The sequence below is a fragment of the Leifsonia sp. 10N434 genome, assembly GCF_056394405.1.
Genome location: NZ_JBFTHV010000003.1, coordinates 171,459 through 195,968 on the forward strand (window position 1 = coordinate 171,459; position 24,510 = coordinate 195,968).

At 68.7% G+C, this 24,510-nt stretch carries 26 protein-coding genes; 13 read left to right on the forward strand and 13 right to left on the reverse strand.

Annotation, left to right across the window (positions count from 1 at the left end; translation table 11 throughout):
• Positions 1–191: 191 nt before the first annotated feature.
• The gene (locus tag AC1DB1_RS10065) at positions 192–815 is read left to right on the forward strand and encodes a TetR/AcrR family transcriptional regulator (RefSeq protein WP_477200668.1); all 624 of its coding nucleotides are present in this window, start codon (positions 192–194) and stop codon (positions 813–815) included.
• Positions 816–840: 25 nt separating this feature from the next.
• Here the strand turns inward: AC1DB1_RS10065 and AC1DB1_RS10070 are convergent, their stop codons facing one another.
• Positions 841–1,332 carry a peptidoglycan-binding domain-containing protein gene (locus AC1DB1_RS10070; RefSeq protein ID WP_477200669.1) on the reverse strand — a complete coding sequence of 164 codons (492 nt, stop codon included), beginning with the start codon at positions 1,330–1,332 and terminating at the stop codon, positions 841–843.
• A gap of 98 nt (positions 1,333–1,430) precedes the next feature.
• Between AC1DB1_RS10070 and AC1DB1_RS10075 the strand changes: the two genes are divergently transcribed.
• On the forward strand, positions 1,431–3,290 hold the full coding sequence (locus AC1DB1_RS10075) for a DEAD/DEAH box helicase (protein ID WP_477200670.1): 1,860 nt from the start codon (positions 1,431–1,433) through the stop codon (positions 3,288–3,290).
• Between the two features lie 11 nt (positions 3,291–3,301).
• On the forward strand, positions 3,302–3,721 hold the full coding sequence (locus AC1DB1_RS10080) for a hypothetical protein (protein WP_477200671.1): 420 nt from the start codon (positions 3,302–3,304) through the stop codon (positions 3,719–3,721).
• Positions 3,722–3,806: 85 nt separating this feature from the next.
• Here AC1DB1_RS10080 and AC1DB1_RS10085 read toward each other — a convergent pair whose 3' ends face one another.
• Positions 3,807–4,292: a hypothetical protein gene (locus tag AC1DB1_RS10085; protein WP_271177787.1), complete on the reverse strand. Its 486-nt coding sequence runs from the start codon at positions 4,290–4,292 to the stop codon at positions 3,807–3,809.
• A gap of 395 nt (positions 4,293–4,687) precedes the next feature.
• Between AC1DB1_RS10085 and cls the strand changes: the two genes are divergently transcribed.
• Complete coding sequence (gene cls / locus AC1DB1_RS10090; protein ID WP_477200672.1) at positions 4,688–6,157, forward strand: cardiolipin synthase; 1,470 nt, start codon at positions 4,688–4,690, stop codon at positions 6,155–6,157.
• A 20-nt stretch (positions 6,158–6,177) separates the two neighbouring features.
• Here cls and AC1DB1_RS10095 read toward each other — a convergent pair whose 3' ends face one another.
• The 5 genes from AC1DB1_RS10095 to AC1DB1_RS10115 form a co-directional block, all read right to left on the reverse strand.
• Positions 6,178–7,182, reverse strand: a complete 1,005-nt coding sequence (locus tag AC1DB1_RS10095) for a glycoside hydrolase family 6 protein (RefSeq protein WP_477200673.1) — start codon at positions 7,180–7,182, stop codon at positions 6,178–6,180.
• 166 nt (positions 7,183–7,348) lie between these two features.
• The gene (gene trxA, locus AC1DB1_RS10100) at positions 7,349–7,723 is read right to left on the reverse strand and encodes a thioredoxin (protein WP_477200847.1); all 375 of its coding nucleotides are present in this window, start codon (positions 7,721–7,723) and stop codon (positions 7,349–7,351) included.
• Between the two features lie 119 nt (positions 7,724–7,842).
• Positions 7,843–8,412 (reverse strand): DUF3618 domain-containing protein, encoded by a 570-nt coding sequence (locus tag AC1DB1_RS10105; protein ID WP_477200674.1) that lies wholly within the window; start codon positions 8,410–8,412, stop codon positions 7,843–7,845.
• Positions 8,409–8,825, reverse strand: a complete 417-nt coding sequence (locus tag AC1DB1_RS10110; protein ID WP_477200675.1) for a phage holin family protein — start codon at positions 8,823–8,825, stop codon at positions 8,409–8,411. Before AC1DB1_RS10110 ends, AC1DB1_RS10105 begins: the two co-directional genes overlap by 4 nt.
• Positions 8,822–9,622, reverse strand: coding sequence for a hypothetical protein (locus AC1DB1_RS10115; RefSeq protein WP_477200676.1), 801 nt, complete (start codon positions 9,620–9,622; stop codon positions 8,822–8,824). Before AC1DB1_RS10115 ends, AC1DB1_RS10110 begins: the two co-directional genes overlap by 4 nt.
• A gap of 264 nt (positions 9,623–9,886) precedes the next feature.
• On the opposite strand from AC1DB1_RS10115, the gene AC1DB1_RS10120 reads away from it, so the two are divergent.
• Positions 9,887–10,045, forward strand: a complete 159-nt coding sequence (locus AC1DB1_RS10120) for a hypothetical protein (protein WP_271177779.1) — start codon at positions 9,887–9,889, stop codon at positions 10,043–10,045.
• A gap of 45 nt (positions 10,046–10,090) precedes the next feature.
• Here AC1DB1_RS10120 and AC1DB1_RS10125 read toward each other — a convergent pair whose 3' ends face one another.
• A complete protein-coding gene (locus AC1DB1_RS10125; protein ID WP_477200677.1) occupies positions 10,091–11,044 on the reverse strand; it encodes a manganese catalase family protein in 954 nt (317 codons plus the stop codon).
• A 206-nt stretch (positions 11,045–11,250) separates the two neighbouring features.
• Here AC1DB1_RS10125 and AC1DB1_RS10130 point away from each other — a divergent pair, with 206 nt between their 5' ends.
• A complete protein-coding gene (locus AC1DB1_RS10130) occupies positions 11,251–11,925 on the forward strand; it encodes a flavin reductase family protein (RefSeq protein ID WP_271177777.1) in 675 nt (224 codons plus the stop codon).
• A 69-nt stretch (positions 11,926–11,994) separates the two neighbouring features.
• Here AC1DB1_RS10130 and AC1DB1_RS10135 read toward each other — a convergent pair whose 3' ends face one another.
• Entirely contained in the window at positions 11,995–12,684 is a 690-nt protein-coding gene (locus AC1DB1_RS10135) for an MgtC/SapB family protein (protein ID WP_271177776.1), read from the reverse strand.
• 207 nt (positions 12,685–12,891) lie between these two features.
• On the opposite strand from AC1DB1_RS10135, the gene AC1DB1_RS10140 reads away from it, so the two are divergent.
• Positions 12,892–13,902: an aldo/keto reductase family protein gene (locus tag AC1DB1_RS10140; RefSeq protein ID WP_477200678.1), complete on the forward strand. Its 1,011-nt coding sequence runs from the start codon at positions 12,892–12,894 to the stop codon at positions 13,900–13,902.
• A gap of 60 nt (positions 13,903–13,962) precedes the next feature.
• On the opposite strand, the gene AC1DB1_RS10145 is transcribed toward AC1DB1_RS10140, so the two are convergent.
• Both AC1DB1_RS10145 and AC1DB1_RS10150 read right to left on the reverse strand, forming a co-directional pair.
• Positions 13,963–15,987 (reverse strand): DUF6777 domain-containing protein, encoded by a 2,025-nt coding sequence (locus tag AC1DB1_RS10145; protein ID WP_477200679.1) that lies wholly within the window; start codon positions 15,985–15,987, stop codon positions 13,963–13,965.
• Between the two features lie 241 nt (positions 15,988–16,228).
• Positions 16,229–16,591, reverse strand: coding sequence for a hypothetical protein (locus AC1DB1_RS10150; protein ID WP_271177773.1), 363 nt, complete (start codon positions 16,589–16,591; stop codon positions 16,229–16,231).
• A gap of 99 nt (positions 16,592–16,690) precedes the next feature.
• Between AC1DB1_RS10150 and AC1DB1_RS10155 the strand changes: the two genes are divergently transcribed.
• Positions 16,691–18,679 carry a DUF7507 domain-containing protein gene (locus AC1DB1_RS10155; RefSeq protein WP_477200680.1) on the forward strand — a complete coding sequence of 663 codons (1,989 nt, stop codon included), beginning with the start codon at positions 16,691–16,693 and terminating at the stop codon, positions 18,677–18,679.
• On the opposite strand, the gene AC1DB1_RS10160 is transcribed toward AC1DB1_RS10155, so the two are convergent.
• Entirely contained in the window at positions 18,622–19,122 is a 501-nt protein-coding gene (locus AC1DB1_RS10160; RefSeq protein WP_477200681.1) for a pyridoxamine 5'-phosphate oxidase family protein, read from the reverse strand. The genes AC1DB1_RS10155 and AC1DB1_RS10160 overlap by 58 nt on opposite strands.
• 17 nt (positions 19,123–19,139) lie before the next feature.
• Between AC1DB1_RS10160 and AC1DB1_RS10165 the strand changes: the two genes are divergently transcribed.
• Together AC1DB1_RS10165 and AC1DB1_RS10170 are read left to right on the forward strand one after the other, a co-directional pair.
• The gene (locus AC1DB1_RS10165) at positions 19,140–19,502 is read left to right on the forward strand and encodes a YciI family protein (RefSeq protein WP_271177771.1); all 363 of its coding nucleotides are present in this window, start codon (positions 19,140–19,142) and stop codon (positions 19,500–19,502) included.
• Positions 19,499–20,797 carry an RNA polymerase sigma factor gene (locus AC1DB1_RS10170; RefSeq protein ID WP_477200682.1) on the forward strand — a complete coding sequence of 433 codons (1,299 nt, stop codon included), beginning with the start codon at positions 19,499–19,501 and terminating at the stop codon, positions 20,795–20,797. The genes AC1DB1_RS10165 and AC1DB1_RS10170 overlap by 4 nt, the downstream gene beginning before the upstream one ends.
• Here AC1DB1_RS10170 and AC1DB1_RS10175 read toward each other — a convergent pair.
• Positions 20,794–21,540, reverse strand: coding sequence for a class I SAM-dependent methyltransferase (locus tag AC1DB1_RS10175; RefSeq protein ID WP_477200683.1), 747 nt, complete (start codon positions 21,538–21,540; stop codon positions 20,794–20,796). The two genes, AC1DB1_RS10170 and AC1DB1_RS10175, sit on opposite strands and share 4 nt — an antisense overlap.
• Positions 21,541–21,667: 127 nt before the next feature.
• On the opposite strand from AC1DB1_RS10175, the gene AC1DB1_RS10180 reads away from it, so the two are divergent.
• The 3 genes from AC1DB1_RS10180 (at position 21,668) to AC1DB1_RS10190 (ending at position 24,471) form a co-directional block, all read left to right on the forward strand.
• Positions 21,668–22,249, forward strand: a complete 582-nt coding sequence (locus AC1DB1_RS10180; RefSeq protein WP_477200684.1) for a mismatch-specific DNA-glycosylase — start codon at positions 21,668–21,670, stop codon at positions 22,247–22,249.
• A gap of 221 nt (positions 22,250–22,470) precedes the next feature.
• Positions 22,471–22,923, forward strand: coding sequence for a hypothetical protein (locus tag AC1DB1_RS10185; protein ID WP_477200685.1), 453 nt, complete (start codon positions 22,471–22,473; stop codon positions 22,921–22,923).
• A 102-nt stretch (positions 22,924–23,025) separates the two neighbouring features.
• A complete protein-coding gene (locus tag AC1DB1_RS10190; protein ID WP_477200686.1) occupies positions 23,026–24,471 on the forward strand; it encodes a dihydrolipoyl dehydrogenase family protein in 1,446 nt (481 codons plus the stop codon).
• The last annotated feature ends 39 nt before the right edge of the window (positions 24,472–24,510 follow it).

Genomic DNA, 24,510 nt, shown 5'->3' on the forward strand with positions numbered 1-24,510 from the left:
GACTCCTTCGTCGCTGTGTGATCTCAGAACGCGCTTGACGGGTCATCCCGCCCGTTAGAAATTTAACGTAAACCAATTTTGGCAATGCTGTCAAAGCTTTTGTTTCCGCATTATCAGGCGAATAGGAACAACATACCGAAACGAAGGTTATGAGGTATCAAACTTTCGAGAGTGCTGTTAGCCTGACTGCCATGGCGGAACGAGGCCCGTACTCCAAGGGCAGAGAACGACGCGAGGCGATCCTCGAGAGCACGTTGACCGTGTTCTCGCAGCTCGGCTCGCGCAGAGCGTCGATGCGCGCGATCGCCGACGACGTCGGCATCAGCCCTGCGCTGCTGCAGTACTACTTCTCGAGCCGGGAGGAGCTCCTGCTCGAGGTGATCCACCAGTGGGACGTCACGAACGCCCAGCGCGGAACGGGCATGACCCATTTCGCGGACTGGCTCTCGGCAATACGGCACAACGCCGTTGTGCCGGGAATCGTGCACCTCTACATGACGTGCGTGATCGAGGCGACCGACCCCGATCATCCCGGTCGCCCGTTCTACAAGGAGCGCTACGCCACGCTCACCCGCAAGATCGTCGGCGAGCTGCTGGTGCAGCAGCGCAACGGCACCCTGCCGGCGGACGCGGAACCGGAGCGGATCGCCCGCATGCTGCTGGCCGCGAGCGAGGGCATGCAGATCCGCTGGCTCCACGAGCCCGACTTCGACATGTTCGACGAGTTCCTGTTCCTCCTACGGCAGTTCGGGATCGTCATCCCCGAACTCGAGGGCGCAGACGACCCGGCAGCGGTGCTTACCACGCGCGCCTGAGCGTCAGCCGAACCGGTCCGGCGGACTACACGACGTACTTCAGCCCGACCGCCGATTCGAGCGTCTGGCCGGCGGCGTGCAGCGGTACGCTCCACGTCTGGTCGCCGACGATCCCGTCGTCCGCGACATGCGCCCAGCGCTGGAACGCCTCGACGGACGCCTTGGTGTGCGGCCCGAAGACGCCGTCGATGCCCTGCGGTGTGACCCCGCCCCACTGGGCGGCGCCGTTGGTCAGCACCGTCTGCAGGCTCGAGACGACCGCGCCGTGCGATCCGACCTGCAGCACGGGCATCGGTCCCCCGTTCGGCAGCGCGGCCCAGGTGTGCGGGCCGACGATGCCGTCAGCGGTGAGGCCGTTCGCCTGCTGGAAGGAGACGACAGCCGCCTTCGTGTGCGGCCCGAAGACCCCGTCGACGACCACGTCGAGGTCGGGTGTTCGGCGCAGCGCCCGCTGAGCGCGCCTGACCACGTCTCCCGTGTCACCCTGCCGGATGGTCGGTTGCCCCGGATTCGCCATGCTGTTTCCCTCCTGCCCGATCGAGAACGACTCGCTCCCGGGGCCAGCTTCCTCCATCCCGGCCCGGCGCGCGACCCGCGAAGGACTACCGTTGAGGGATGACCGAATCCGATACGCCGCAGAGCGAGGCAGAGACTGCCGGCGACGCGAAGACCTTCTCCGACCTCGGACTCGACGGCGCAGTCCTGAAGGCACTGAAGGATGTCGGCTACGAGACCCCGTCCGCCATCCAGGCCGCGACCATCCCCCTACTGCTCGAGGGCCGCGACGTGGTCGGCCTCGCGCAGACGGGTACGGGCAAGACGGCGGCGTTCGCGCTGCCCATCCTGTCGCGGCTCGACATCTCGCAGAAGAACCCGCAGGCGCTGGTGCTCGCGCCGACCCGCGAACTCGCCCTGCAGGTCGCCGAGGCGTTCGAGAGCTATGCCGCCCACATGCGCGGCGTGCATCTGCTCCCGGTGTACGGCGGCCAGGGCTACGGCGTGCAGCTGTCGGCCCTGCGGCGCGGCGTGCACATCGTCGTCGGCACGCCCGGCCGCATCATGGACCACCTCGACAAGGGCACCCTCGATCTCTCCGAGCTCAAGTATCTGGTGCTCGACGAGGCCGACGAGATGCTCAAGATGGGCTTCGCAGAAGACGTCGAGACGATCCTCGCCGACACCCCCGACGACAAGCAGGTCGCCCTCTTCTCCGCGACGATGCCCGCGCAGATCCGCCGGATCTCGAAGAAGTACCTGCACGACCCCGAAGAGATCACGGTCAAGAACAAGACCACGACCTCGGCGAACACGACGCAGCGCTACCTGATGGTGTCGTACCCGCAGAAGGTCGACGCGCTCACGCGCATCCTCGAGGTGGAGAACTTCGAGGGGATGATCATCTTCGTCCGCACCAAGAACGAGACGGAGACGCTCGCCGAGAAGCTGCGAGCACGCGGGTACTCCGCTGCCGCCATCAACGGCGACGTCGCCCAGGCTCAGCGCGAGCGCACCGTCGAGCAGCTCAAGTCGGGCAAGCTCGACATCCTGGTGGCCACGGATGTCGCCGCCCGCGGTCTCGATGTCGAACGCATCAGCCACGTGGTCAACTTCGACATCCCGATCGACACCGAGTCGTACGTGCACCGCATCGGCCGCACCGGACGAGCCGGCCGCAGCGGTGCCGCGATCAGCTTCGTCACGCCGCGCGAGCGCCGCCTGCTCACGGCCATCGAGAAGGCGACCCGGCAGCCCCTCACCCAGATGCAGCTGCCGAGCGTCGAAGACATCAACGTCACCCGGCTCGCACGCTTCGACGACGCGATCACTGCGGCACTGGCGCAGGAGGACCGCATCTCGCGTTTCCGCGACATCATCGGTCACTTCGTGGAGCACCACGACGTGCCGGAGGCCGACGTGGCCGCCGCACTCGCCGTCGTCGCCCAGGGAGACGAGCCGCTGCTGCTCTCCCCCGAGGACGAACTGGCGCGCCGCGTCGAACGGGATGCCCGCGCGCGCGACGAGCGCGACAGCCGCCCCGACCGCGGTGGCCGCGACACGCGCGGCACGCGCGGCACGCGGGGCGAGCGGCCGGAACGCCGCTCCCGCCCCACGAGCGGACCGATGTCGCAGTACCGCATCGAGGTCGGCAAGCGCCAGAAGGTGGAGCCGCGCCAGATCGTCGGCGCGCTCGCCAACGAGGGCGGCCTGAGCCGCGAGGACTTCGGCGCGATCCAGATCCTTCCGGCGTTCTCGCTGGTCGAGCTGCCCGCCGACCTCTCGAACGAGGTGTTCGACAAACTCCGCGGCACCCGGATCGGCGGCAAGCTCATCGAGCTGCGTCCGGATCGCGGCGGCCCGAGCCGGCGCACCGACCGCGGTGACCGCGGTGACCGTCCCGACCGCGCCGACCGTGACGACCGACCTGCTCGTGACGACCGGGACGACCGGCCGGCGCGCAAGCCGCGCCACCGCTGAGCCGCCCCTGCATGGACGCCTGTTCCGAACTCGTCGACGTCGCGAATCGACTCGCGTCGGCGTCTGCCACACCGCGCCGCTTTCTGATCGACCTCGGCGTGCACGCCGGCGGAGTGCGCCGAGGACCGCTGTGGATGCTCGACGCCGCATCCGGCGGCCGCAACCGCATCTCGGGACGCAACTTCCGGCGGGAGCTCGACGACGGAACGGATGGCCAGGCACGGCACTTCGCCGGAACCGTGGCGGTCGCGGCGCGAATCGGCGCGCCGCTCACCCGCTGGCTCTCGATCCACGTCGGCCGCGATGCCCCGGACACGGCCGATGGGCGCCTCACCGACAAGGCGCTCGACTTCGCGCGCCTCGTCCGGAGCGGTGAGCTGCAGCCGACCGCCTCAGGCGACTGGATCCGCACCCACCTCTGCCGCTCCTGACGGCCCTATCCGTTGAGGGGCGGCAAAGGCAGCCAAAACGGCGGTTTTGGCTGCGTTTGCCGCCCCTCAACGGATCGTGACTTGGCTAGAGGAGGCGGCGGAACTGCATCACACTGAGCGGCTCCTGCGGATAGTTCGCGTCGAAGAGGCAGAACTGCATGTAGGCCCAGCCGCGGCCGAGCGTTCCGTAGCCCTGCTCCTTCTGGTCGACGGTGAACGCTCCAAGGTGCTTGCGGCCGTCGCAGGTGAGCGACGCCGCGTGCGTCTGGCTCCACGCAGTCGCGATGTGGCCGCCGCCGGATCCCTCGTCCTTCAACGCCGGATCGGCCGTGCGGGTCGCGTTCTGCTTGACCGAGATCCACACGTGCGTCTGCTCGGCGGTGCCGGTGCACGAATAGACCGCGAACAGCAGCGCGGTCGTCGCCGACGTCTTCCAGATCGGTCCGATGACGTTCACAGACGTCACCTTCGGTTGATGCTCGTGCCCTGAGGCGGATGCGGGCGCGGCCGTTCCGAGCAGCGCGCCGAGGGCGACGACGGCCGCAGCCACGACGGTGATGATCTTGCGCATAGTGCTTTCTCCTTCGGGAGTAGCGGTGCACATCCCGGATCCCCCGGAACGCGCGATGCCGGCAGGCGCAGGCGGAACGCTCCGCCGGATGCGCTCGCGTCGAGTCGCGAGCGCTGGTGTGGTGTCGGGCCGCGGCGCCTTCGCCGGGCCGGGTGTCACGGGCGCCGGGCGTCATGCGCACTCCGGCACTCGGTGACGTGCGTCTCGTCTCCGCCCGAACAGAGGCGCAACGTGGATCCGGATGCCCGGACCGCTCACCGTCGTCGACGGGTTCGCGACGACACGCCCACCGTACTGCGGTCACCGGCCGAACGGCTAGGTCGCCGACCGCATTCGGGCCGGTCTCATCCGAACTAGGTGATGCGCAGCTGCAGGGTTATGCGGTGCGATGAGGTGTGAACGACCAGCTTCCGCTCATCGGCGGCATCCTCATCCTGATCGATCTGGCGATCCGGATCACCGCGCTCATCATCGTGCCGCGAGACCGCAAGCCCACCGCCGCCATGGCCTGGCTTCTCGCGATCTTCCTCATCCCGTTCGTCGGCATCCTGCTGTTCCTCATCATCGGCAACGTCAAACTGCCCAAGAAGCGCCGGGACAAGCAGAAGGAATTGGACCGGATGATCCACGAGCGTTCGGAGGCGTTGGAGCCGCCGTCCGGTCGGGCGGCGTGGCCCGACTGGTTCAGCGCGCTCGTGCGCCAGAACCGCAAGCTCGGTGCCCTGCCGGCCGTCGAGGGGAACAGGGCGACACTGCTCGGCGACTACAACGCGTCCATCGACGCGATGGCCGCCGAGATCGACACCGCCACCCGATTCGTGAACATCGAGTTCTTCATCGTCTCGTTCGACGCGACCACGAAGGGGTTCTTCTCGGCGATGGAACGTGCCGTGCAGCGCGGTGTGGCCGTGCGGCTGCTCGCCGACTTCGTCGCATCCAGGCGGGCAGCGCACCACGACGAGACCTTCGCCGAGCTCGATCGGATCGGCGTGAAGTGGAGCTACATGCTGCCGGTGCGCCCGTTCAAAGGCGAATACCAGCGGCCCGACCTGCGCAATCACCGCAAGCTGGTGGTGGTCGACGGCCTCGTCGGGTACATGGGGTCGCAGAACCTCATCGATCGCAGCTACAACGCCCCCAAGAACATCAAGCGCGGGCTCCAGTGGCAGGAGCTGATGGCCAGGACGACGGGACCGGTCGTGGCGGCGATCAATGCCGTCTTCCTCTCCGACTGGTACCTGGAGACCGACGAACTGCTCGGCGACGAGGCGAATGTGCGCGCGGTCGACATCGCTCCGGATGCGTCCCCGGACGCCCTCGTCTGCCAGGTCGTGCCGAGCGGGCCCGGGTACGAGGGCGAGAACAATCTGCGCCAGTTCCTCACGCTGGTGACGTCGGCACAGCAGAAGGTGATCATCACAAGCCCCTACTTCGTGCCCGACGAGGCGATGATGTACGCGATCACCTCAGCGTGCGACCGCGGACTCGACGTGCAGTTGTTCGTCTCGGAGGTCGGCGACCAGGGATCCGTCTGGCACGCCCAGCGCTCCTACTACGCTCCCCTGCTGAAGGCCGGCGTGCAGATCTGGCTCTATCCCGGCCCGTTCATCCTGCACGCGAAGCACCTGTCGATCGACGACGACGTGGCGGTGATCGGCTCGAGCAACATGGACATCCGCTCGTTCGCCCTCAACGCCGAGGCCACCCTGCTCGTGCGCGGCGCGTCGTTCGTGGAGCAGATGCGTGCGGTCGAGCAGGGCTATCGGGATGCCGGCCGCCGGCTCACCCTCGAAGAGTGGGAGAAGGAGCCGGCCTCGGCGACCTTCCTCGACGGCGTCGCGCGGCTGACCTCAGCGCTGCAGTAGTTGTCGGCAGCGTCCGCTCGTCAGCGCGACCGCACCAGGGACTCCGCCGCGCTCTGGAACCACGCTCCGGCATCCGGGCCGCCGTTGCAGGTGCCGTCGCTCGCGCCCGGATGCTTGACCCACAGCAGAGCATCCAGTTTCGAGTCGGGGCCCTCGGTGATCTGCGGATCCTGCCCGAGAGCCGCGCCCGGCGGATTGCACCAGGTGCCCGTCCACCCGTTGCCGTTGCGCGAGACGTCGATGATGAAATGCTTCCAGCCGACGCGTGACGACACCTTGCCGGCATAGTCGCGCTCGGACTGGGTGCGGTCGAAGTTCGAGACGTTCGTGAAGAAGCCGCGCGCGTCGGCGATTCCCGCGGCCTTCAGCCGGTCGGCCTGCGCGGCGGGAGAGAGCCAGCGGGCGTTTCCGCCGTCGAGGTACGCGGCGACTCCCGCCGAGGAGAGGATCTTCACCGCCGAATGGATCACGCTCGGACGGGATGCGGCGACACTCGCGCACTTCGCACTCGCGAGCATGGCCAGCGAGTCCGGCTCGACGAGCACCACGGCGTGCCGGCCCGCGAGTTCGGAGGCGATGACGCGATTCCATGCGAGGTACTGGTCCGGTGCGAGTCCGCCGGCGGAGTACCCACCGCAGTCGCGGTTCGGGATGGCGTACGTGACGAAGACGGGCGTCGCGTGCTGCGCCTCGGCGGCGCGCAGGTGCCGTTGCAGCACGCTGCGCAGCAGGGTGGGAGACGCATACCAGTCCCCCAGCCAGACGGCCGTCGGCTGATCGGCGATCGTGTCGATGAGCGCGGCGCTCGTGGTGTGGCCGCGCACCGCCAGCCAGTCGGCGACGATGCGGGCGTCGCTGTACGGGTCGACGTAAAGGCGACCAGGAAAGACCCGGGCATCGGCGGCCGCGATCGCGGATGATTGCGTCGGCGGTCGGGTCGGGCCCTGCGCAGGTGCCTGTGCGGCGCCGACGGGCGCGAGGGCACCGAGCATCACGACGACGAGTGCGGCGATGAGACTTTTCATGAGGAACCTCGGTCCTCTCCGTGTGAACGATCGACCGGATGTCCCCTTCGACTATCGACCGATTGTCACCCTCGGTCAGCGATCGCACCACCGGGACGCAAAAACCGCCCTCCGAGGATTGTGATCCTCGGAGGGCGGTTCGTCAGGCCGTGCGTGGGGCTGTTGCTCAGCGCCCCTCGGCCGCAGCCTTCTGCTTCTCGTACTCGGCGCGGATCTCGGTCATATCGAGAGCGCGCAACTGACCGATCAGGTCTTCGACCGCCTCAGCGGGAAGAGCACCGGCCTGCGAGAAGAGCGGAATGCCGTCGCGGTAGGCGACGAGGGTCGGAATGGACTGGACGCCATACGACGCAGCGAGGTCCTGCTCGGCTTCAGTGTCGACCTTGCCGAAGGTGATGTCGGAGTGATTCTCCGACGCGCCCTCGAACACGGGAGCGAACATGTGACACGGGCCGCACCAGTCGGCCCAGAAGTCGAGGAGAACAATGCCGTCGGCGACCGACTGGTCATGGTTCTGGCTAGTGATTTCTGTGGTTGCCATGCGGTTAATAACAACCTCCGACCGGGGATATTCCATCCGCCCGACCGCGTCGTTTGCCACTTGTGGTGGTTATCCCGGCCGTGAGACAACCGCAAGTGGCAAACGACGGATGCGACTTCCTAGTCGGTCGACGAGCTCTGATGCTGTACGGCGTCCTTGCTTGACTGCGCCTGCTCCTTGACGCCGTCGGCCGCGTCGGATGCCTCGGCCTTCACCGAGTCGACTGCGTCCGTCGCCGTCGACTTCACGGCGTCGAACGCGTCCTGCGCGGGTTGTTTCAGGTCGCTCGCGACGCCCTTGGCCGTGCTGGCGAGGTCGTCCATCAGCGGTTGCGCGGCATCCTTGACCTGCGATGCCAGCTTCTTCTCGGCGTCGCTCGCGGGGATGAGGGACGCGGCCAGCCAGCCGATCCCCACGGCGATGAGGCCGACGGCGAGCGGGTTGCCCTTGACCGCGGACTGCGCCTTGTCCGCCGTGTCGGACACCGTGCTCGAGGCCGAGTCGCGGGCGTCCGAGGTGGAGCCCATCACGTGTTCGCGAGCCGAGCGGAACGCGCCCTTGACCTTGTCCGCCTGACGTTCGGCGATCTTCGACGGGCTCACCTTGTCGGCCAGCGCGTCGACGTTCGTGCCGAGTTCGCGACGTGTCTCTTCGATGTTGGAGCGGATCTCATCCGGATTGTTGCTCATCGGTTCTCTTCATTTCGTTTCAGTGTTTCGGGAATCTCTTTGATGGTGTCGACGGTCTGAGGCGCTCCCGCGACGGACTTGAGGGCCTTGCGTCCCTGCAGGTACAGCACCAGGGCGACGACCAGCCAGATGACGGCGACGATCACGGCCGACCAGGCGTTCCCGACCAGGTAGCCGAGGGCCCACCAGACAGCGATCGAGATGAACAGCACGCCCATGACGGCGGCGTAGCCGGCCCCGCCGAGCAGTCCGGCGCCTTTGCCCGCGCGGGTGGCGGACTCCTTCACCTCGGCCTTCGCCAGCTCGAGCTCCTGACGCATCAGGGTGGAGACGTCGCGCGTGACCTCGCCGAGGAGGTCGCCGAGCGAGGTGTTCGCGGCCTTCTGCTCCGACGGGGTGGGGATGTCGGTCATCGGGTGATGTCCGGATCCTGGCCCTCGTCGTCGCTTGCGACATCGTCGCTGCGATCGGTGAGGAGTTCGGCGTAAAGCGGGGTCGTGGGCTCGGCGGGCGCCTCCGGGGTCGCGTACGACGCGTTCTGGATGCCCGGCTCGCGGACCTCGGGAGCGGGGACCGGCGACTGGCCCCACGGCATCTGGGGCTCGGGCTGCGCGTCGGCGTGCGGCGCAGCAGCGGATGCGGGCGCGTCGGAGCTCCCTGCGCCGGAGGTACCGGAGGCATCCGGAGCGTCGGAGGCGCCCGAGGCGAGCGAGCGCGTCAGGCGCCCGGCAACCGCACCGGCGGCGACGGCGAGCGCGATGAACGCGCCCGGCCGGCGGGCGGCGTACGACTTGAGCTCGGTGAGCAGCGATCCGGGGTCACGGGAGTCGAGGTACGACGCGGCGCTTCCGGCGCGAGCCGCAGCGCGCGAGACGAGGTCGGAGGCGAGTCCTCCGGACGAGTTGCGAGCCATATCGGCGAGTTCGTCGCTGACCGACTGCAGACCGTCTGCGACGCGCTGCTGCTGCAGGGCCGCCTGCTCGCGGAGCTCGCTCTGCGTCTGGTGCAGCAGGTCGGTCGCCTGCGACTTGGCCTCTCCGACGACGTCGGCGGCCTGGTCTTTCGCGGTGTCGAGGACACGGGTGCCGCCGTCGACGACCTCGTCCTTCATCGCGCCCGCCTGATCGGCGACGACCTGCTTGGTGGACTGGTCGGCGGCGTCGTCGCGCGGGAATGCGTTCGGTGCAGCGCCGGAATAGGTGTCTGTCATGATGTTGTTTCCTTCGGGTCGATCTGGCGGTCGATGTCGGATGGACCGCTGTTGGTGGTCTCAGTGTTCGTGCACGATGCGGCACCGACAAGGGATTGTGGAGTGCACGGGTGGCGGGTACACGCGGGGGCGGAAGACTGCGAGGCGACGGCTTTCGCGTGTCGCCGGTATCTCGGACGCGACCATTGACGCGGACCCGATGCAGTGGTTCATTCGGGTGAGTTGCCAGGACCTCGGCGGCACCCAAACGATCGGAGACCGCTGATGAGCGACACGGACAAGACCACCGGCACGGACACGACGGGCTCGGCCGACCCGAGCGACGCCGAGAAGAAGCGGACGGACGACATCCCCGACGGGTCGTCGTCGGAAGGTTCCGACGACACCGACCGCGACACCGCGTCAGGCGGCCCCGCCGAGTAGTCCCGGATGACCCCTCGATCGGCCGATCGAGGGGTCACCGCCGGGCTACTTGCCGATGCGGCCATACATTGCGTCGACATCGGCCAATTCGAGATCCGCCGTCGCCTGGATCAGCTTCAGCAGTTCCGGATCGAGTCCGGGTGCGTACTCTTCGAAGCGCTCCGTCGCGATGACGGACGGGACGCCCTCCGGTGCCTGCTCGGACGCATCGAGCTCGGTGCCGTCCTTCGACGGCGACAGCCCCCGGAAGATCTTGCCGGCCTCGGACTGGCCGGCGAGGTCGAACGTGTACTGCTTGCTCTGCAGGCCGAGGTCGGTCAGCTTCTTCACCTCGGGGAACTTCTCGGCGTTGGTCTTCGGGATCGGGAGCAGCTTGTTCCAGTCGACTCCGAGGGTCTCGAGCGCCTTCGCATAGCCGTTCTCGTGAGCCTGGTCGCGAACGATCAGGTACGAGATCGTGGAGCGCGCCGTCTTGTTCTCGGTCATCTCGTAGATGCGGCACTTCTGCAGCCGGCCCGTGGATTCGAGCATCAGGTTGTACAGCAGGTCGAGCACGACGTTGCCCGAGTTGTAGACGTAGCTGCCCGACCACGGGTTGCCCACCGCGTCCACCGGGAGCGCACCCTGTGCGCCCACCAGATAGTGGTGGATGTTGCCCTCGGAGAGCGCGATGTTGAGCGGGATCGCACCGCCCGCACCCGGCTTGTCGAGCGGGTCGGTCTTCTTGCCCTGGTACTGCGGCGAGCCGTCGAGCAGGCGGGAGATCGTGGTTCCGATCAGCTCGACGTGGCTGATCTCCTCGGTGCCGATGCCCTGGATGAGGTCACGGTACGGCTTGGCCGCGGGACCGCGGAAGTTCATCGCCTGGAAGAGGTACTGCATCATCGTGCGCATCTCGCCGAACTGGCCGCCGAGCCCTTCCTGGAGCGCGTTGGCGGCGCCGGGATCGGGCTCATCCTGCTCGATGTCGTTGATCAGATTCTGGACGTGAAAGAACATGAGACCTCCAGGTCTTGTGCCGGCGCGGGATGGCCGACTCCCTGTTGACGGTCCTCAGATAACGGGCGACCACCACCCATTGACCTCAGGTCGATTGACGGATCGGGACGCGGCGTCCGAAACCCGCCAGCGTTGAGGAGCGACGCGTCGAAGGATGGACTCGAGGCGCGGATGTGAGCGCGCCGCCGACCAGCGAAGGATCCTCAGTGACCAGCACCCACGTCGCCATCGACCCGGCCATTCTGTACTTCGGCACCCCCGTCGCCCTCATCAGCACACAGGACGAGGATGGCGTGCAGAACCTTGCCCCGATCTCGTCGATCTTCTGGCTCGGGCACCGTGCCGTGCTCGGCGTCGCCGCGCGGTCGCAGACCGGCCTCAACCTGACGGGCACGCGCGAATGCGTCATCAATCTCCCCGATGCCTCTCTCGTCGACGCCGTCGATCGGCTCGCGCTGACGACGGGGCGGCATCCGGTCTCCGAACGCAAGTCGGGCGTGGGCTACCGACACGTGCGCGACAAGTTCGCACATGCCGGCCTCACTCCCCTGCCGTCGGACACCGTTGCGCCCGCGAGGGTCGCCGAGTGCCCCGTGACGATGGAGGGGCCGGTCATGCGCCTGCACGAGCTGGAAAGCGATGATCCGGCCCGAGCAGGCGGCATCGTGCTCGCCGAGGTTGCGGTGACACGGGTGCATGTGCACCAGGAACTCCGGATGGCCGGACATCCGAATCGCGTGGACCCGCTGCGCTGGCATCCCCTGCTGATGTCATTCCAGCGGTTCTTCGGCATGGGCGGCGAGGTCAGCCCGTCGCGTCTCGCCTCGATCGACGAGGAGTGGTACCGGCCGGGGGCCCCGGCACGGGTCCTCGTGCAATGAGGGGTCGCAACACGCCGTGTGGTCGACCCCGAAGCGGCGTGTTGCGACCCCTCATTCCGGCGTCTCGCCTCAGGAGAGCCCCGTCGTGTCCGCGGAGACCCGCTTCACGCCGTCGAGCTGCGCGATCGCGGAGATCAGCGCCTCGACGTCGGACCTGCGACCCTTCACGTGGATGCTGAACTCCATCGCTGCGCCGTTCTCGGCCTGACTCATCTCGTCGATGCGCGTTTTCGCGCCGTTGGCCGCGCACAGGTCGATCACCGCCTGGATGGCGTCGCCGTCATGCGCCGCGAGCACGACGACGGTCGCCCCGGTCGTGCGCCGGATCAGCCGCCCGGCGATCGGCATCGACCCCACCGTCACCAGGTGGAGCGCCGTGCCCGCCACCGCGAGGATCGGCAGGCCGGCGGCGCACGCCATCCCGACCGCGGCCGTCACCCAGATGGACGCAGCGGTCGTCAGGCCAACCACGTTCCCGCGATTGACGAAGATCACGCCCGCGCCCACGAATCCGATCCCCGTGACCACCTGGGCGGCGATCCGGGTCGGGTCGATCGGATGCAGTCCGAGGCTCGTGAAGCCGTAGGCGGAGACCAGCGTGAACAGGGCGGCGCCCACCCCGACCAGGATGTGCGTCCCGAGCCCCGCGCTCTTGAACCGGCGCTCGCGCTCGAACCCGATCACGCCCGACAGCACGAACGCGAGCAGGAGCAGCAGAAGCTGGGTCGCGAGACCCCCTCCGCCGAGCCACACCTCCACGCGACCACCACACCTTTCCTCGTCCGGCCCCGCAGTGCCGAAGTTCCGGTGGTGTCGCACGGTAGCGCCGCACGGTGATCGAGGGCATCACCCGGACCGGATGATGTGCCGGCGGTGCTGTGTCCAGGCGGTTGCGCATCCGGTCGTTCGAGGACATCATCGCTCACGGAGTCGCCATGGTGGCGTCGCCATCGAAGGAGAAATCGCATGCAGTTCAGGTACCTCGGCAACTCGGGTTTCAAGATCTCGGAGATCACCTACGGCAACTGGCTCACCCACGGGTCGCAGATCGAGAACGACACGGCCACCGCATGCGTGCGAGCAGCTCTGGATGCCGGGATCACCACCTTCGACACGGCCGACGTCTACGCCAATACGGTGGCCGAGTCGGTGCTCGGCGAGGCCCTGAAGGGTGAGCGCCGCGCCTCGATCGAGATCTTCACCAAGGTGTTCGGGCCGACGGGGCCGAAGGGCCACAACGACGTCGGGCTCTCGCGCAAGCACATCCTGGAGTCGATCAACGGGTCGCTCGAGCGCCTCCAGACCGACTACGTCGACCTCTACCAGGCGCACCGCTTCGACTTCGAGACCCCGCTCGAAGAGACCATGCAGGCCTTCGCGGACGTCGTGCGCCAGGGCAAGGCCCTCTACATCGGTGTGAGCGAGTGGACGGCCGAGCAGTTGCGCGCCGGTGCCGCCCTTGCGAAGGAGCTCAACATCCAGCTGATCTCGAACCAGCCCGAGTATTCGGCCCTCTGGCGCGTGATCGAGGAGGAGGTCGTTCCGACGTCGAAGGAGCTCGGCATCTCGCAGATCGTGTGGTCGCCGATCGCGCAGGGCGTGCTCACCGGCAAGTACAAGCCGGGCGCTCCGCTGCCCGAGGGCAGCAGGGCGACCGATGAGCGCGGCGGCAAGGACACCGTCAAGCGCTTCCTCGGCGACGACATCCTGACGCGGGTGCAGCAGCTCGAACCGATCGCCCGGGAGCTCGACCTGACGTCGGCGCAGCTCGCCGTCGCGTGGGTACTGCAGAACGACAACGTGGCTGCAGCGATCATCGGGGCCTCCCGCCCGGAGCAGGTCGCCGAGAACGCCGCGGCGTCCGGGGTCACGATCCCGGCGGAATTCCTCTCACGGATCGACGACGTGCTCGGCGACGTGGTGGAACGCGACGCGTCCCACACGGCGACGCGCTCGCCGGCAACACGCGAGGCGTAGCGCTCGGTGCAATGCGACCCGGGCGGCCGGGTCGCATCGCCAGCGGCCCTGCCGCGAACGTCAGTTGCTGTGGCAGCCGAGTTGCACGAGGTCGGCGGGCAGCAGATTCTCGGCGCAGACGTTGTTCCTCGACCGAACCGTCCATGCGCCGTCGACCCACTCGAACACCGCCGTGATCTCCGACTGCTGCAGGATGACGGCGGCGATGGCCCACGTGCCGCTGCACTGCGGATGATCGATCGTGCCGTCGAGCCCGGCGCGCGTGCGGGCCGCCTTCAGCAGGTCGGCACTGCACTGCGGAGATCCGGCCGCCGCCGTCGGTGTCGGTGTCGGTGAAGGGGCGGCGGAGGGTGTCGCCGAGGGCGTGGTCGGCGGTGCCGTCGCCCCACCGCGCGACGGCACCGCCCCGTATCCGATGGCCCCCATCGGACCGGCGATCTGGCCGATCATCGCCCACGTCCTTCCATCGGAGCTCGACGCGACCCTCGAACCGACGAGCGCGTGCATGGGATTCGGCAGGTCGGACTCCTCCGTCGCGACGAGCCAGCGGCCGGAGCCATAGCCGGCGGCTTCGACCCTGGTCCCCTCGAGACCCGCGGCAGGAGCTGTCCGCCACGACGCGCCGTCCGTGCTCGTGTCGGCGAGGCCGTCGGTCGGCGATGGGGTGAACGTCAGCGGATCCGGGAGCGCGTGGGTGTTCGCATTGATCAGCCAGGTCCCCGATCCGTAGGTCACCGCGCCTCCGGTCTGGTTCTCCAGCGCATCCGCCGCCTGCGGCGTCCAGTGCTCGCCGTCCGTGCTGCCATAGACCTTCACCGGCGGCGAGAGGGCGATGCCCGCGACAGCAGTCCATCGTCCGTCGCCGAAGGCGACAGACGACAGCCCGGTGAGGCCGTACTTGCTCGTGTCGGCGACTGTTGCGACCGGTCGCCAGTCGGATCCGTTCGAGCTGGAGTAGACGATCCCCGCTCCGCCCGCCTGCGATTGATAGCCGAGCGAGCCGGCGGGTGCATCCCCCACAGCCTCCCAACGGCCTCCCCCGAAGGCGACCCCGTTGAGCTGGCCGGGAACACTCGCCGCCTTCTTCCACGTGCGCAGATCCGCACTGGTCAGGATGTCCGACTGCGGCACGTCGAAGACCGGGGGCAGCGTGACCGCGACCCAGTGCCCGTTCGCGTAGCCGAGCCCGGAGATCAGTTCATGCGGAACGGTGGCGACGTGCGCCCAGGATCTTCCGTCCGCGCTCGTCCAGACCTCCGTCTGGTCGACGATGCTGGTGCCGGTCGATGCGCTCCAGGATGCCGCGGCCCACAGCGCGGTCACCGGTCCGACCGCCTGCTGATAGACCGTGCCAGTACCGAGATCGACGAGTTGCAGGTCACCACCGCTGGCCCCGGGCTTCACCGCGATCACGTTCTTCGGGGCGTAACCGGCCCACCGCTTCCCGACCACATGCGCCGCGGTGAGAGACAGGGGCTGGGGCGCGGTCAGCGGATTGCCGCAATTGCACTTCACCCGTGGCGTGCCGGTCGCATCCACCATCACCGCCGTGCCCGCCTGCAGAACGGAGACGAGCGTTGTCGCCGCCCCGTTGCGGTAGCCGTGGTTGATCACGAGGGTGTCGCTGTTCAGGATGACCGGGGTCAGCGACGCCACGTACGCGCCGATGTTCTTCGCCCGGATCCCCAGCACGCGGGCCCAGGCCCCAGCTTTCGCCGGGTTGGCGGTGAGGAACGACACCAGCTTCTGCGGATCGCAGACCTGGGCGTCCCCGCTGCCGCCGTAGAGTCCTGGCGTCGTTCCGGTCGCCACCGGCGTGTGCGTGGCTTTGGCGACGGGGAGCGTCTTGCGCAGCTGGGCGCTCTTCTGCACGACGGTGTCGGCGGCGTCGGGCGTCGCACTCGCGACGGTCGCGGTGAACGGATTCGCTCCCGGCTTGGACGACGGCACGAGAGCCACCGACACGGCAGCGTTGCTCGACACGGCGAAGTACACCGCGCCCGCGGCCCCGACGAGCACCACGGCCGCGACGATCGCGCCCACGATCCACCAGCGCCGACGGCGCCCGACGGATGTCTCGGTCACGGCTCACCCGCTCACGACATACGACGGCAGGCGGCGAGACCCTCGCCCGTCGAGTCGTTGCTGTTCAGCGGTTGATCGTGAAGTCGTTGTCGCCGTTGCCGTCATCGTCGGCGTCCGGTCGCGTGGCCGGCTTCCCACCATCTTCAGGCATCTGCGCCTCCTCGAGACGGCCTCGGGTGCCGCCTGATGGCTGGATACTAGTCCCGCAGCTCAGTCGCGGTAAAGCTTAATTGAGGATTCGTCATTCGTTCTTGCGACGCATCCAGTGCTCGCGCAGGAAGACCCGGCCGAACCACGCGCTGAGGCCGTTGCCCTCGTACTCGTTCGGATCGGCGTCGAGCACCTCGGTTCCCTGGGGCTCCGGCAGCGCGGCGGCGTCGTCGACGGTCAGCGTGGTGTGCACGGCCGCGGTCGTGATCCGCCCCACGAGGTCGGCGTCGACGAAGCGCAAGCCGGCGCTCGTCTTCACGGCGATGCCGTCGAAGAGGTCGATCGAGGGGTCCTGCAGCACGTGCTCGACCGTGCCGAGCTCGGTGCCTTCGGCTGTCAGGATCGGCGTGCCCTTGGCGAGCGCGGTGTAGGCGATAGTGGTCTCATCCGTCATGCCGGCCACTGTAACCCCGCCGCTCGCGCGCGGGCCAGCGCACGATGACCGCGTACTGTGCATCTCGCCACACTCACCACGCCGCGGTAGCCTGTGCGCATGACCTCGGGGAGCGGTCAGGTGGGGATCCGGTGGGCTGGGCGTGCGAGCGCCGTGGCCGGCCTGCTTCTTCTCGCCATCGCCACGGCGACCGGGCCGGCGGCCGCGCAGGCGACCGGGCCGACCCTGGTCGACGAGGATTTCCGCGGTGCGACGGCGATCCCGCAGTTCGAGGGCTACGGCTCCGCCTGCTTGACGGGGGCGCCCGCGGGCCCGGCGCCCGCGCCAGGCGATCACGTTCTCACCGGCTGCGGCGTCACCGCGACGGGTCCCGTTCCACCGCAGAACGGCGCACCGGACGGCTACCTGCGGTTGACCGATGCATCGAACGACCAGGCCGGCGCGGTCTTGTACACGCAGCCGATCCCGTCGACGAGCGGCGTGGAGATCTCGTTCGACCAGTGGCAGTACGGCGGCACTCAGACGCCGGCACCGGCCGACGGCATCTCCTTCTTCCTGGTCGATGGCGCCACCACGCTCGACGTGCCCGGCGCGTTCGGGGGAAGCCTCGGATACGCCCAGAAACTCCCGGATGACAACGCGGCGAACACGCTGATCCCCGGCGTCGACAACGGCTACCTGGGCATCGGGATGGACGTGCTCGGCAACTTCTTCGGCGACTGGGAGCATCGCGGGCAGAACTGCCCGGCCGGCTCCCGTTCGCCCGCGGGAACCGTGTTCAGGGCACCCGCCCCCGGAACGAACATGGTCACCGTGCGCGGGCCGGGCGACGGCGCCGACGGGTATTGCTTCCTCGCCGCGACGACGTCGAACTTCACGACGACCGGACCGTGGCCGTCGACGCTCCCCGGCCAGCTCCACGGGCCACTCCGGACCATCCCGAACGGCACTTCCGCCGCCGATGCGGCAACGCTGCTCGAACCGTCGAAGCGCACCGTGACGATCGTGATCACACCAGCACCCGACCCGCAGGTCACGGTCTCGATCGACTTCGGCGCCGGACCGCAACCGGTCCTGTCGTTCGACGCGCCTCAGCCCGTGCCCGCGACCTACAAGTTCGGCTTCGCAGCGTCGACGGGCGGGTTCACCGATGTGCATCTAATCCGGACCGTCCGGGTGCAGGCCCTCGATCCGCTTCCCGCGCTGAGCCTGGTCAAGCAGGTCGCTGAGCAGACCGGACCGCCGCTGGTCTACGCTGCGGGCGACACGATCCCCTACGAGTTCGTCGTCACCAACAGCGGCGGAGCCACCATCGACGCTCTCTCGGTCAGCGATCCCCTGGTCACGGCGATCTCCTGCCCGGTCACCACCCTCGCCGTCGGCGCCTCGACCACGTGCACCGGCTCCTACACGGTCACCACTGCCGACGTGACCCGTGGCTACGTGGAGAACACAGCCACCGCATCCGGCACCGCGCCCGGTGGGCCGATCGAGTCGCCGCCCTCCTCGACGACGACGCCGCTCGGCGGCCGCACCGGGCTGGCACTGACCAAGACCGTCGACGACGCGGTCACCTACCGGGTCGGCCAGAGCGTGGTCTACGAATATGTCGTGACGAACGTCGGGACGGCTCCTGTCACGGACGTCACTGTCACGGACGACCGTCTCACCGGAATCGTGTGCGGCACGACCGCCCTCGCCGCCGCCGATGAACCCGGCGACAGCACCGTCTGTCGGGGCACCTACGTCGTGACCGCCGCCGATGCAGCTGCGGGTGCCGTGACGAACGTGGCTACCGCATCCGGAAACGATGGCGCGGTCGTCTCACCGCCTGCTGACGCGACTATCACCGTCGCGACACTGTCGACGACGCCGACCCCCACGCCGACCCCGACGGCGACGGCACCGGCACCGGCACCACCATCGTCGACCGGCGGCACGGGAGGAACGACCGAACTGGCGAACAGCGGGTTCGACCCCACACCGTACGCGGTCGTCGCACTACTCCTCCTCGTCGCGGGAGTCGTCGCTCAGGTCCCGAGGTCCACGTCGCTCATCTCGGCACCCCGACCGCGAAAATCGCCGTAACGGGCCCACACCAACCGCACCCGGATGACCACCACGCCCGACGCGAGGGAATCCGCGAACTGCGGGAACGCCGATACGTATGCCGCTGCACAACGCTCGAGTTCCTCCCCCTCCGGCAGGTCTGCCTCGCCCTCGCACTGAAGAGTCGTGCCGTCGGCGCCGCCGATCACCACGGCCACGCGCGAATCGCGCCGGATGTTCGACACCTTGCGCGACGTCGGCCGGGCATCGAAGACCAGTTCGCCTCGATCCGTCGCGGCGACGGACAGGTACGCCGCTTGCGGTGCGCCATCCGGACCGATCGTGGACACGACTGCGTCACCATGCCCCCGCACATATCCGATGAATTCCGTTCGATCCATGCGTTGCATCGTATTCGGCGCGGTGCTGTCGATTTCTGCATTGCTGTTCGACAGACAGGTGTAAGGAAAGATAGTCCCCACCGGAATTGGAGAACCCCATGGCCCAGTACGCGGTCCTGATCTACACGAAGAACCCCGCCGACGAGAACCTGACCACCGACGATCGCGACGCGCACAGCCGCTACGCCGACGAACTCGTCGGGTCGGGCGCGATGGTCGCGGCCTTCGCGCTGCACCCGGCCGCCACCACGGCGACCTCGATCCGAAGTGACGCGGTCACCGACGGTCCCTTCATCGATGCCAAAGAAGTCGTAGCCGGCTTCTATGTGATCGAGGCACCCGACCTGGATGCCGCGCTGGAGATCGCCGGACGCAACCCGATCACCCAGCAGGGCGGCGGCGTCGAGGTGCGGCCCGTCGAAGGCGGCTTCATCGTCGACAGAGCCGCCGTCGACGGATGACGGACGCCGCCGCCGCCGTGCGCGCGGCGATCGCGGATGCGCACCGTCGCAGCTGGGGCCGTGTCCTGGCGACGACGGTGCGCGTCACGCGCGACCTCGACCTCGCGGAGGAGGCCGTGCAGGAGGCGTACGTCTCGGCCGTGGCGGCCTGGCAGCGCGACGGAATCCCCGAGAATCCGGAGGGGTGGCTCACCACGGCCGCCCGCCGTCGCGCCGTCGACGCGATCCGGCGAGAGAGCGCGCTGCGGACGAAACTGCCGCTGCTGCTCGAGCCGGAGGCCACGGACGGGCCGGACGCGTTCGTGGCCGAGCTCGCACCCGTCGCCGACGATCGCGCCGCCGACATCCCGGATGAGCGGCTGCGCCTGATCTTCCTCTGCTGCCACCCGGCCCTCGCCCAGGACGCCCAGCTGGCCCTGACGCTCCGCCTGGTGTGCGGCGTTCCGACCGCCGACATCGCGCGGCTGTTCCTGGTGCCGGAGCCGACGATGGCCGCCCGGATGACGCGCGCCAAGAAGAAGATCGTGACGGCCCGGATCCCGTATCGCGTGCCGGCCGCCGCCGAGCTGCCCGACCGCCTGCGCGGCGTACTGGGCGTCATCCACCTGTTGTTCACCACCGGTCACACGTCTCCGTCTGGCGCGTCTTTGATGCGCACCGAACTCGCCGATCAGGCGCTGGCTCTCGCCCGGATGCTCCGCGAACTGATGCCCGACGAGCCGGAGGTGCGCGGGCTGCTCGCGCTCATCCTGGTCACGGACGCCCGCCGCTCGACGCGGGTCGACCCGGATGGCCGGCTCGTTCGGCTCGAACATCAGGACCGCTCGCAGTGGGATCGGAGCGCGCTGGCCGAAGCGCACGACCTGATCGTGGACGGCCTGCGCGTCGGCGGCGCCGGGCGCTACGTACTGCAGGCCGCGATCGCCTCGCTGTACGCCGAAGCGCCCACCTACGAGCGGACCGACTGGCCGCAGCTCGTCGAGCTCTACGACGCGTTGCTCGTCACGTGGCCATCGCCGGTCGTCGCCGTGAATCGCGCGGTGCCGCTGTCGATGGTGCGCGGCCCCGAGCAGGCGCTGGCCGAGCTGGAGGAACTCCAACAGGATGCGCGGCTCGCCGGCTATCCCTACCTGCCGGCGATCGTGGCCGAGCTGCTGCTGCGACTGGGCCGCGACGACGAAGCCGTGGTCGCGCTCGAGCGGGCGCGCGAACTGACCGCCAACGAGACTGAGCGGACGTTTCTGAGCGAGCGCATCGCTCAGGTGCGAAACACGGCTCGAGAATCGTCTCGCTAGCGCTTCGCGAGCACGATCAGGGGCGTGACGTAGTGCTCGGTGACCAGGCCGCCGAGCTCCCGCACCGCGATGGCCGCCTCGTCGGCCTCTGCCGGGGACCAATCGCTGAACGTGGTGAAGAACCCGCGGACCTGCTGCTCGTCGAGGTCTGTGCTCCAGCGGAGCTCCTCGATCAACTCGATCGCGAAGTGGCCGCCGGCCGTGAGCTCGCGCGCCCACCGATCGGTCTCCAGCTCGCTGGGGCCCGGTCGTTCGAGAGCGTCACGCCGGGCGACGATCGCCTCGATCCGCTCGCGGAACGGTGTCACTGCTACCGACGTATCACCGTAGGCGTTCCGCCACACGGCGAACCGGCCGCCTGCGGTCAGAGCGTGGTGGACTTTCGGGAGCACGACCTCCCGTTTCATCCAGTGGATGGACGTGGCGGCAACGGCGAGCTCGAACGATCCCGGAGCGAGCACCGCGTCTTCGGCACGCGCCACCTGCACCGTCGCGGCCGGATAGCGCTCGCGGAGCCGTGCGGCCAGCCGCTCGCCCGGTTCGACCGCCGTCACCTCGAGCCCCGCTCGCAGCAACGGACCCGTCGCTTGCCCGGTGCCGGCGCCGAGATCGACGGCGCGATCACCGGTGCGCAGCGCGCCCAGCTCACGCAGGCGGCTCCACAGAGCATCCGGATAGGCGGGTCGGGCCCGCTCGTAGAGCTCGGCGAGCGCGTCGAAGTGCATCGGGTCCGGCGTGGCCATACCCGATGATGGCACGGTCGCCGAGAACCGAACAGGCGCTCGATCGGCCAAGATCGTGAGGTGACTGACGTTCTCGGGTCGAAGGGCGCGAGCACGGCAGACGGAACGGATGGGAGCAAGCGGAACGATGCGATTCAGCCAGGCCGAACTGCAGGCCTTCACCGGCAAGACTCTGCCCGACCTCATCCCGCGGCCGACACGACTGCTGATCGTCGGGATCAATCCGGGGCTGCTCACCGTCGCCGTGCAGGCCCACTTCGCCCGGCGCGGCAACCGCTTCTATCCCGCGCTGTTCCGGGCCGGCATCACGGACCACGTCATCGACGCGTCCTCCGGCTTCGACCCGGCCGACGTGCGGCAGCTGGAGGATCGCGGGATCGGCATCACCTGCATCGTTCCGGGAGCGACGGCGCGCGCCGCCGAGCTGGCCCCGGCGCAGTTGCGCGAGGGCGGGGCGGCGCTCCGTGAGCGCGTCGCGGACATCCGGCCCTCGGTCGTCGCGTTCCTCGGCATCAGCGCCTATCGCATCGCCTTCGACGAGCCGAAGGCGCTGGTCGGCCGTCAGCCGCTCGACTGGGGTTCGTCGCAGGTCTGGGTCGTGCCGAACCCGAGCGGGCTGAACGCGCACGCGTCGCTGGCCGACCTCGCTGCCGCGTACCGCGAGGTGGCGGTCGCCGCCGGCATCGACCCCTACCCGGTGGTCGCCTGACCTGCGATCGAGTCCACCCGTAATCGAGTCGACCTGCGATCGAGTCGGGGGATATTCACGCGTGGACCTCGAAAGGTGCGATTAATCCCCGACTCGATCGCAGGCAGGTCAGGTCGCGGCAGGCGCGACGGGGACGCTTCCGGGCCCTGACGCCGTGGCGGAGGTCGGGGCTATACTCGGGCACCATCACGGTCCCCGGTCGCTCCATGAGAGGACAGCCGATGTCACTGTTCAAGAGACATCCGAAGCATGATGACGGCCACTCACGCGACGACGACGTCGCCGTCGAGCGGTACGAGTATCTGCTCGCGACGGCCCAGCCCGACATGATCACCAAGATGCACCTCGAGGCGTTCGCGAAGCTCTCCGACGAGCAGCGCGATGTCGTCTTCCAGCGGTTCGTCGACCATGCGGCGACACCGGAAGACCGGCCGATCGACGCCACGCCGGCCACGCTCGCCCGGGTGGCCACCGACGCCGAGACACGGCGACCGGGCAGCCTGCTCCGCATCCTCGGACCCCAAGGTGCGGAGGGAAGCGGAGACAACGTGCTGCTCGCGACGATCGCCGGGCTGATCGTCGCTTCCCCCCTCGCCGCTGCTCTCTTCCCCTACGACTACGGGGCCGGCACCGGACTCTGGTCGGAGGATGCGGACGACAGTTTCGACTACTAGTCCCGCCACCGCCGCCGCCGCCGCCGCCGCCGCCGCCGCATGAACGCCTGACACAGCAACACGACACGACACGACACGACACGACAGGACAGGGGAAACAGTATGCAGCGCAGCGAATACGACGTCATCATCATCGGCGGGGGCGCAGTTGCCGAGAACGTCGCGGAGCGAGCGGTGCAGGGCGGATTGTCGGCGGCGCTGATCGAGCACGAGCTCGTCGGCGGGGAGTGCTCGTTCTGGGCGTGCATCCCATCGAAGGCATTGCTGCGGCCGGCTCAGAGCATCCGCGAGGCGCAGGCGGTCGAGGGCGCGGCGGAGGCGGTGACGGGCGCGCTCGATGTGGAGGCCGTGCTGCGGCGCCGCGATCGACTCGTCTACGACTGGAACGACCAGAGCCAGGTCGACTGGGTCGACAGCACCGGAATCGACCTGATCCGCGGGCACGGCGAGCTCGCGGGCGAGAAGCAGGTGAACGTCACCGCAGCGGACGGCTCGACGACACTGCTGACGGCCCGCGCGGCGGTAGTGGTATCGACCGGCTCCGATCCGGTCATCCCCGACACACCCGGCCTCGCCGGCAGCGCCCCGTGGACCAGCCGCGACGCCACCAGTGTCAAAAAAGTCCCCAAGCGCCTGGCCATCCTCGGCGGCGGAGTGGTCGCGACCGAGATGGCGACGGCCTACGCGGGTTTCGGCTGCGAGGTCACACTCATCGCCCGGCACGGCCTGCTGACCGCCGTGGAGCCGTTCGCCGGCGAGCTGGTCACCGACGCACTGCGGGAGCAAGGCGCGACGGTGCTGCTGAACACGAACGTCACCAAGGTGGAGCGCGCCGCCGACGGGGTGCACCTCGACATCGAGGGCGGCGACCCGATCGTCGCCGACGAGATCCTGGTCGCAACCGGCCGCAAGCCGCGAACCGAAGCCGTCGGCCTCGAGACGGTCGGCCTGAAACCCGGAGACTGGCTGCCGACCGACGACACGATGCGTTTGCCCGGCTTCGATTGGCTCTACGCCGTCGGAGATGTGACCCACCGCGCGCTGCTCACGCACCAGGGCAAGTACCAGGCGCGCATCGTCGGCGAGGTGATCGTCGCCCGCGCGAACGGCGACGAGGTCTTCGACGAACCGTGGGGCGCACACGTCGCCACGGCCGACCACGAGGCGGTGCCGCAGGTGACGTTCACCGAGCCGGAGGTCGCATCCGTCGGGTTGACCGAGGCGGCAGCGCGCGCGGCCGGCTACACGGTCAGCGTCGCCGACTACGACATCGGCTGGGTGGCCGGCGCCGTGGTGCGGGCCGATGGCTACAAGGGACAGGCCCGGATGGTCGTCGACGACGACCGGCGCGTGGTGCTGGGCGTGACGCTGGTCGGCCCGGATGTCGGCGACCTGCTGCACGCCGCGACCACCGCCATCGTCGGGCAGGTCCCCATCGACCGGCTGTGGCACGCCGTGCCGTCGTATCCGACGGTGAGCGAGATCTGGCTGCGGCTGCTGGAGACGTACCGGCTGAACAAGAGGAAAGCCGCGCAAGCCGACCGATAACGCGCAAGCCAACCGATAAGGAGTCGTGACCGTATGTAC

Excerpts from the sequence above, each read along its gene's own strand:
- AC1DB1_RS10065 (WP_477200668.1), top strand. The coding sequence starts at position 192 with ATGGCGGAACGAGGCCCGTACTCCAAGGGCAGAGAACGACGCGAGGCG.
- AC1DB1_RS10070 (WP_477200669.1), bottom strand. The coding sequence starts at position 1,332 with ATGGCGAATCCGGGGCAACCGACCATCCGGCAGGGTGACACGGGAGAC.
- AC1DB1_RS10075 (WP_477200670.1), top strand. The coding sequence starts at position 1,431 with ATGACCGAATCCGATACGCCGCAGAGCGAGGCAGAGACTGCCGGCGAC.
- AC1DB1_RS10080 (WP_477200671.1), top strand. The coding sequence starts at position 3,302 with ATGGACGCCTGTTCCGAACTCGTCGACGTCGCGAATCGACTCGCGTCG.
- AC1DB1_RS10085 (WP_271177787.1), bottom strand. The coding sequence starts at position 4,292 with ATGCGCAAGATCATCACCGTCGTGGCTGCGGCCGTCGTCGCCCTCGGC.
- AC1DB1_RS10095 (WP_477200673.1), bottom strand. The coding sequence starts at position 7,182 with ATGAAAAGTCTCATCGCCGCACTCGTCGTCGTGATGCTCGGTGCCCTC.
- trxA (WP_477200847.1), bottom strand. The coding sequence starts at position 7,723 with ATGGCAACCACAGAAATCACTAGCCAGAACCATGACCAGTCGGTCGCC.
- AC1DB1_RS10105 (WP_477200674.1), bottom strand. The coding sequence starts at position 8,412 with ATGAGCAACAATCCGGATGAGATCCGCTCCAACATCGAAGAGACACGT.
- AC1DB1_RS10110 (WP_477200675.1), bottom strand. The coding sequence starts at position 8,825 with ATGACCGACATCCCCACCCCGTCGGAGCAGAAGGCCGCGAACACCTCG.
- AC1DB1_RS10115 (WP_477200676.1), bottom strand. The coding sequence starts at position 9,622 with ATGACAGACACCTATTCCGGCGCTGCACCGAACGCATTCCCGCGCGAC.
- AC1DB1_RS10120 (WP_271177779.1), top strand. The coding sequence starts at position 9,887 with ATGAGCGACACGGACAAGACCACCGGCACGGACACGACGGGCTCGGCC.
- AC1DB1_RS10125 (WP_477200677.1), bottom strand. The coding sequence starts at position 11,044 with ATGTTCTTTCACGTCCAGAATCTGATCAACGACATCGAGCAGGATGAG.
- AC1DB1_RS10140 (WP_477200678.1), top strand. The coding sequence starts at position 12,892 with ATGCAGTTCAGGTACCTCGGCAACTCGGGTTTCAAGATCTCGGAGATC.
- AC1DB1_RS10150 (WP_271177773.1), bottom strand. The coding sequence starts at position 16,591 with ATGACGGATGAGACCACTATCGCCTACACCGCGCTCGCCAAGGGCACG.
- AC1DB1_RS10155 (WP_477200680.1), top strand. The coding sequence starts at position 16,691 with ATGACCTCGGGGAGCGGTCAGGTGGGGATCCGGTGGGCTGGGCGTGCG.
- AC1DB1_RS10165 (WP_271177771.1), top strand. The coding sequence starts at position 19,140 with ATGGCCCAGTACGCGGTCCTGATCTACACGAAGAACCCCGCCGACGAG.
- AC1DB1_RS10170 (WP_477200682.1), top strand. The coding sequence starts at position 19,499 with ATGACGGACGCCGCCGCCGCCGTGCGCGCGGCGATCGCGGATGCGCAC.
- AC1DB1_RS10175 (WP_477200683.1), bottom strand. The coding sequence starts at position 21,540 with ATGGCCACGCCGGACCCGATGCACTTCGACGCGCTCGCCGAGCTCTAC.
- AC1DB1_RS10180 (WP_477200684.1), top strand. The coding sequence starts at position 21,668 with ATGCGATTCAGCCAGGCCGAACTGCAGGCCTTCACCGGCAAGACTCTG.
- AC1DB1_RS10185 (WP_477200685.1), top strand. The coding sequence starts at position 22,471 with ATGTCACTGTTCAAGAGACATCCGAAGCATGATGACGGCCACTCACGC.
- AC1DB1_RS10190 (WP_477200686.1), top strand. The coding sequence starts at position 23,026 with ATGCAGCGCAGCGAATACGACGTCATCATCATCGGCGGGGGCGCAGTT.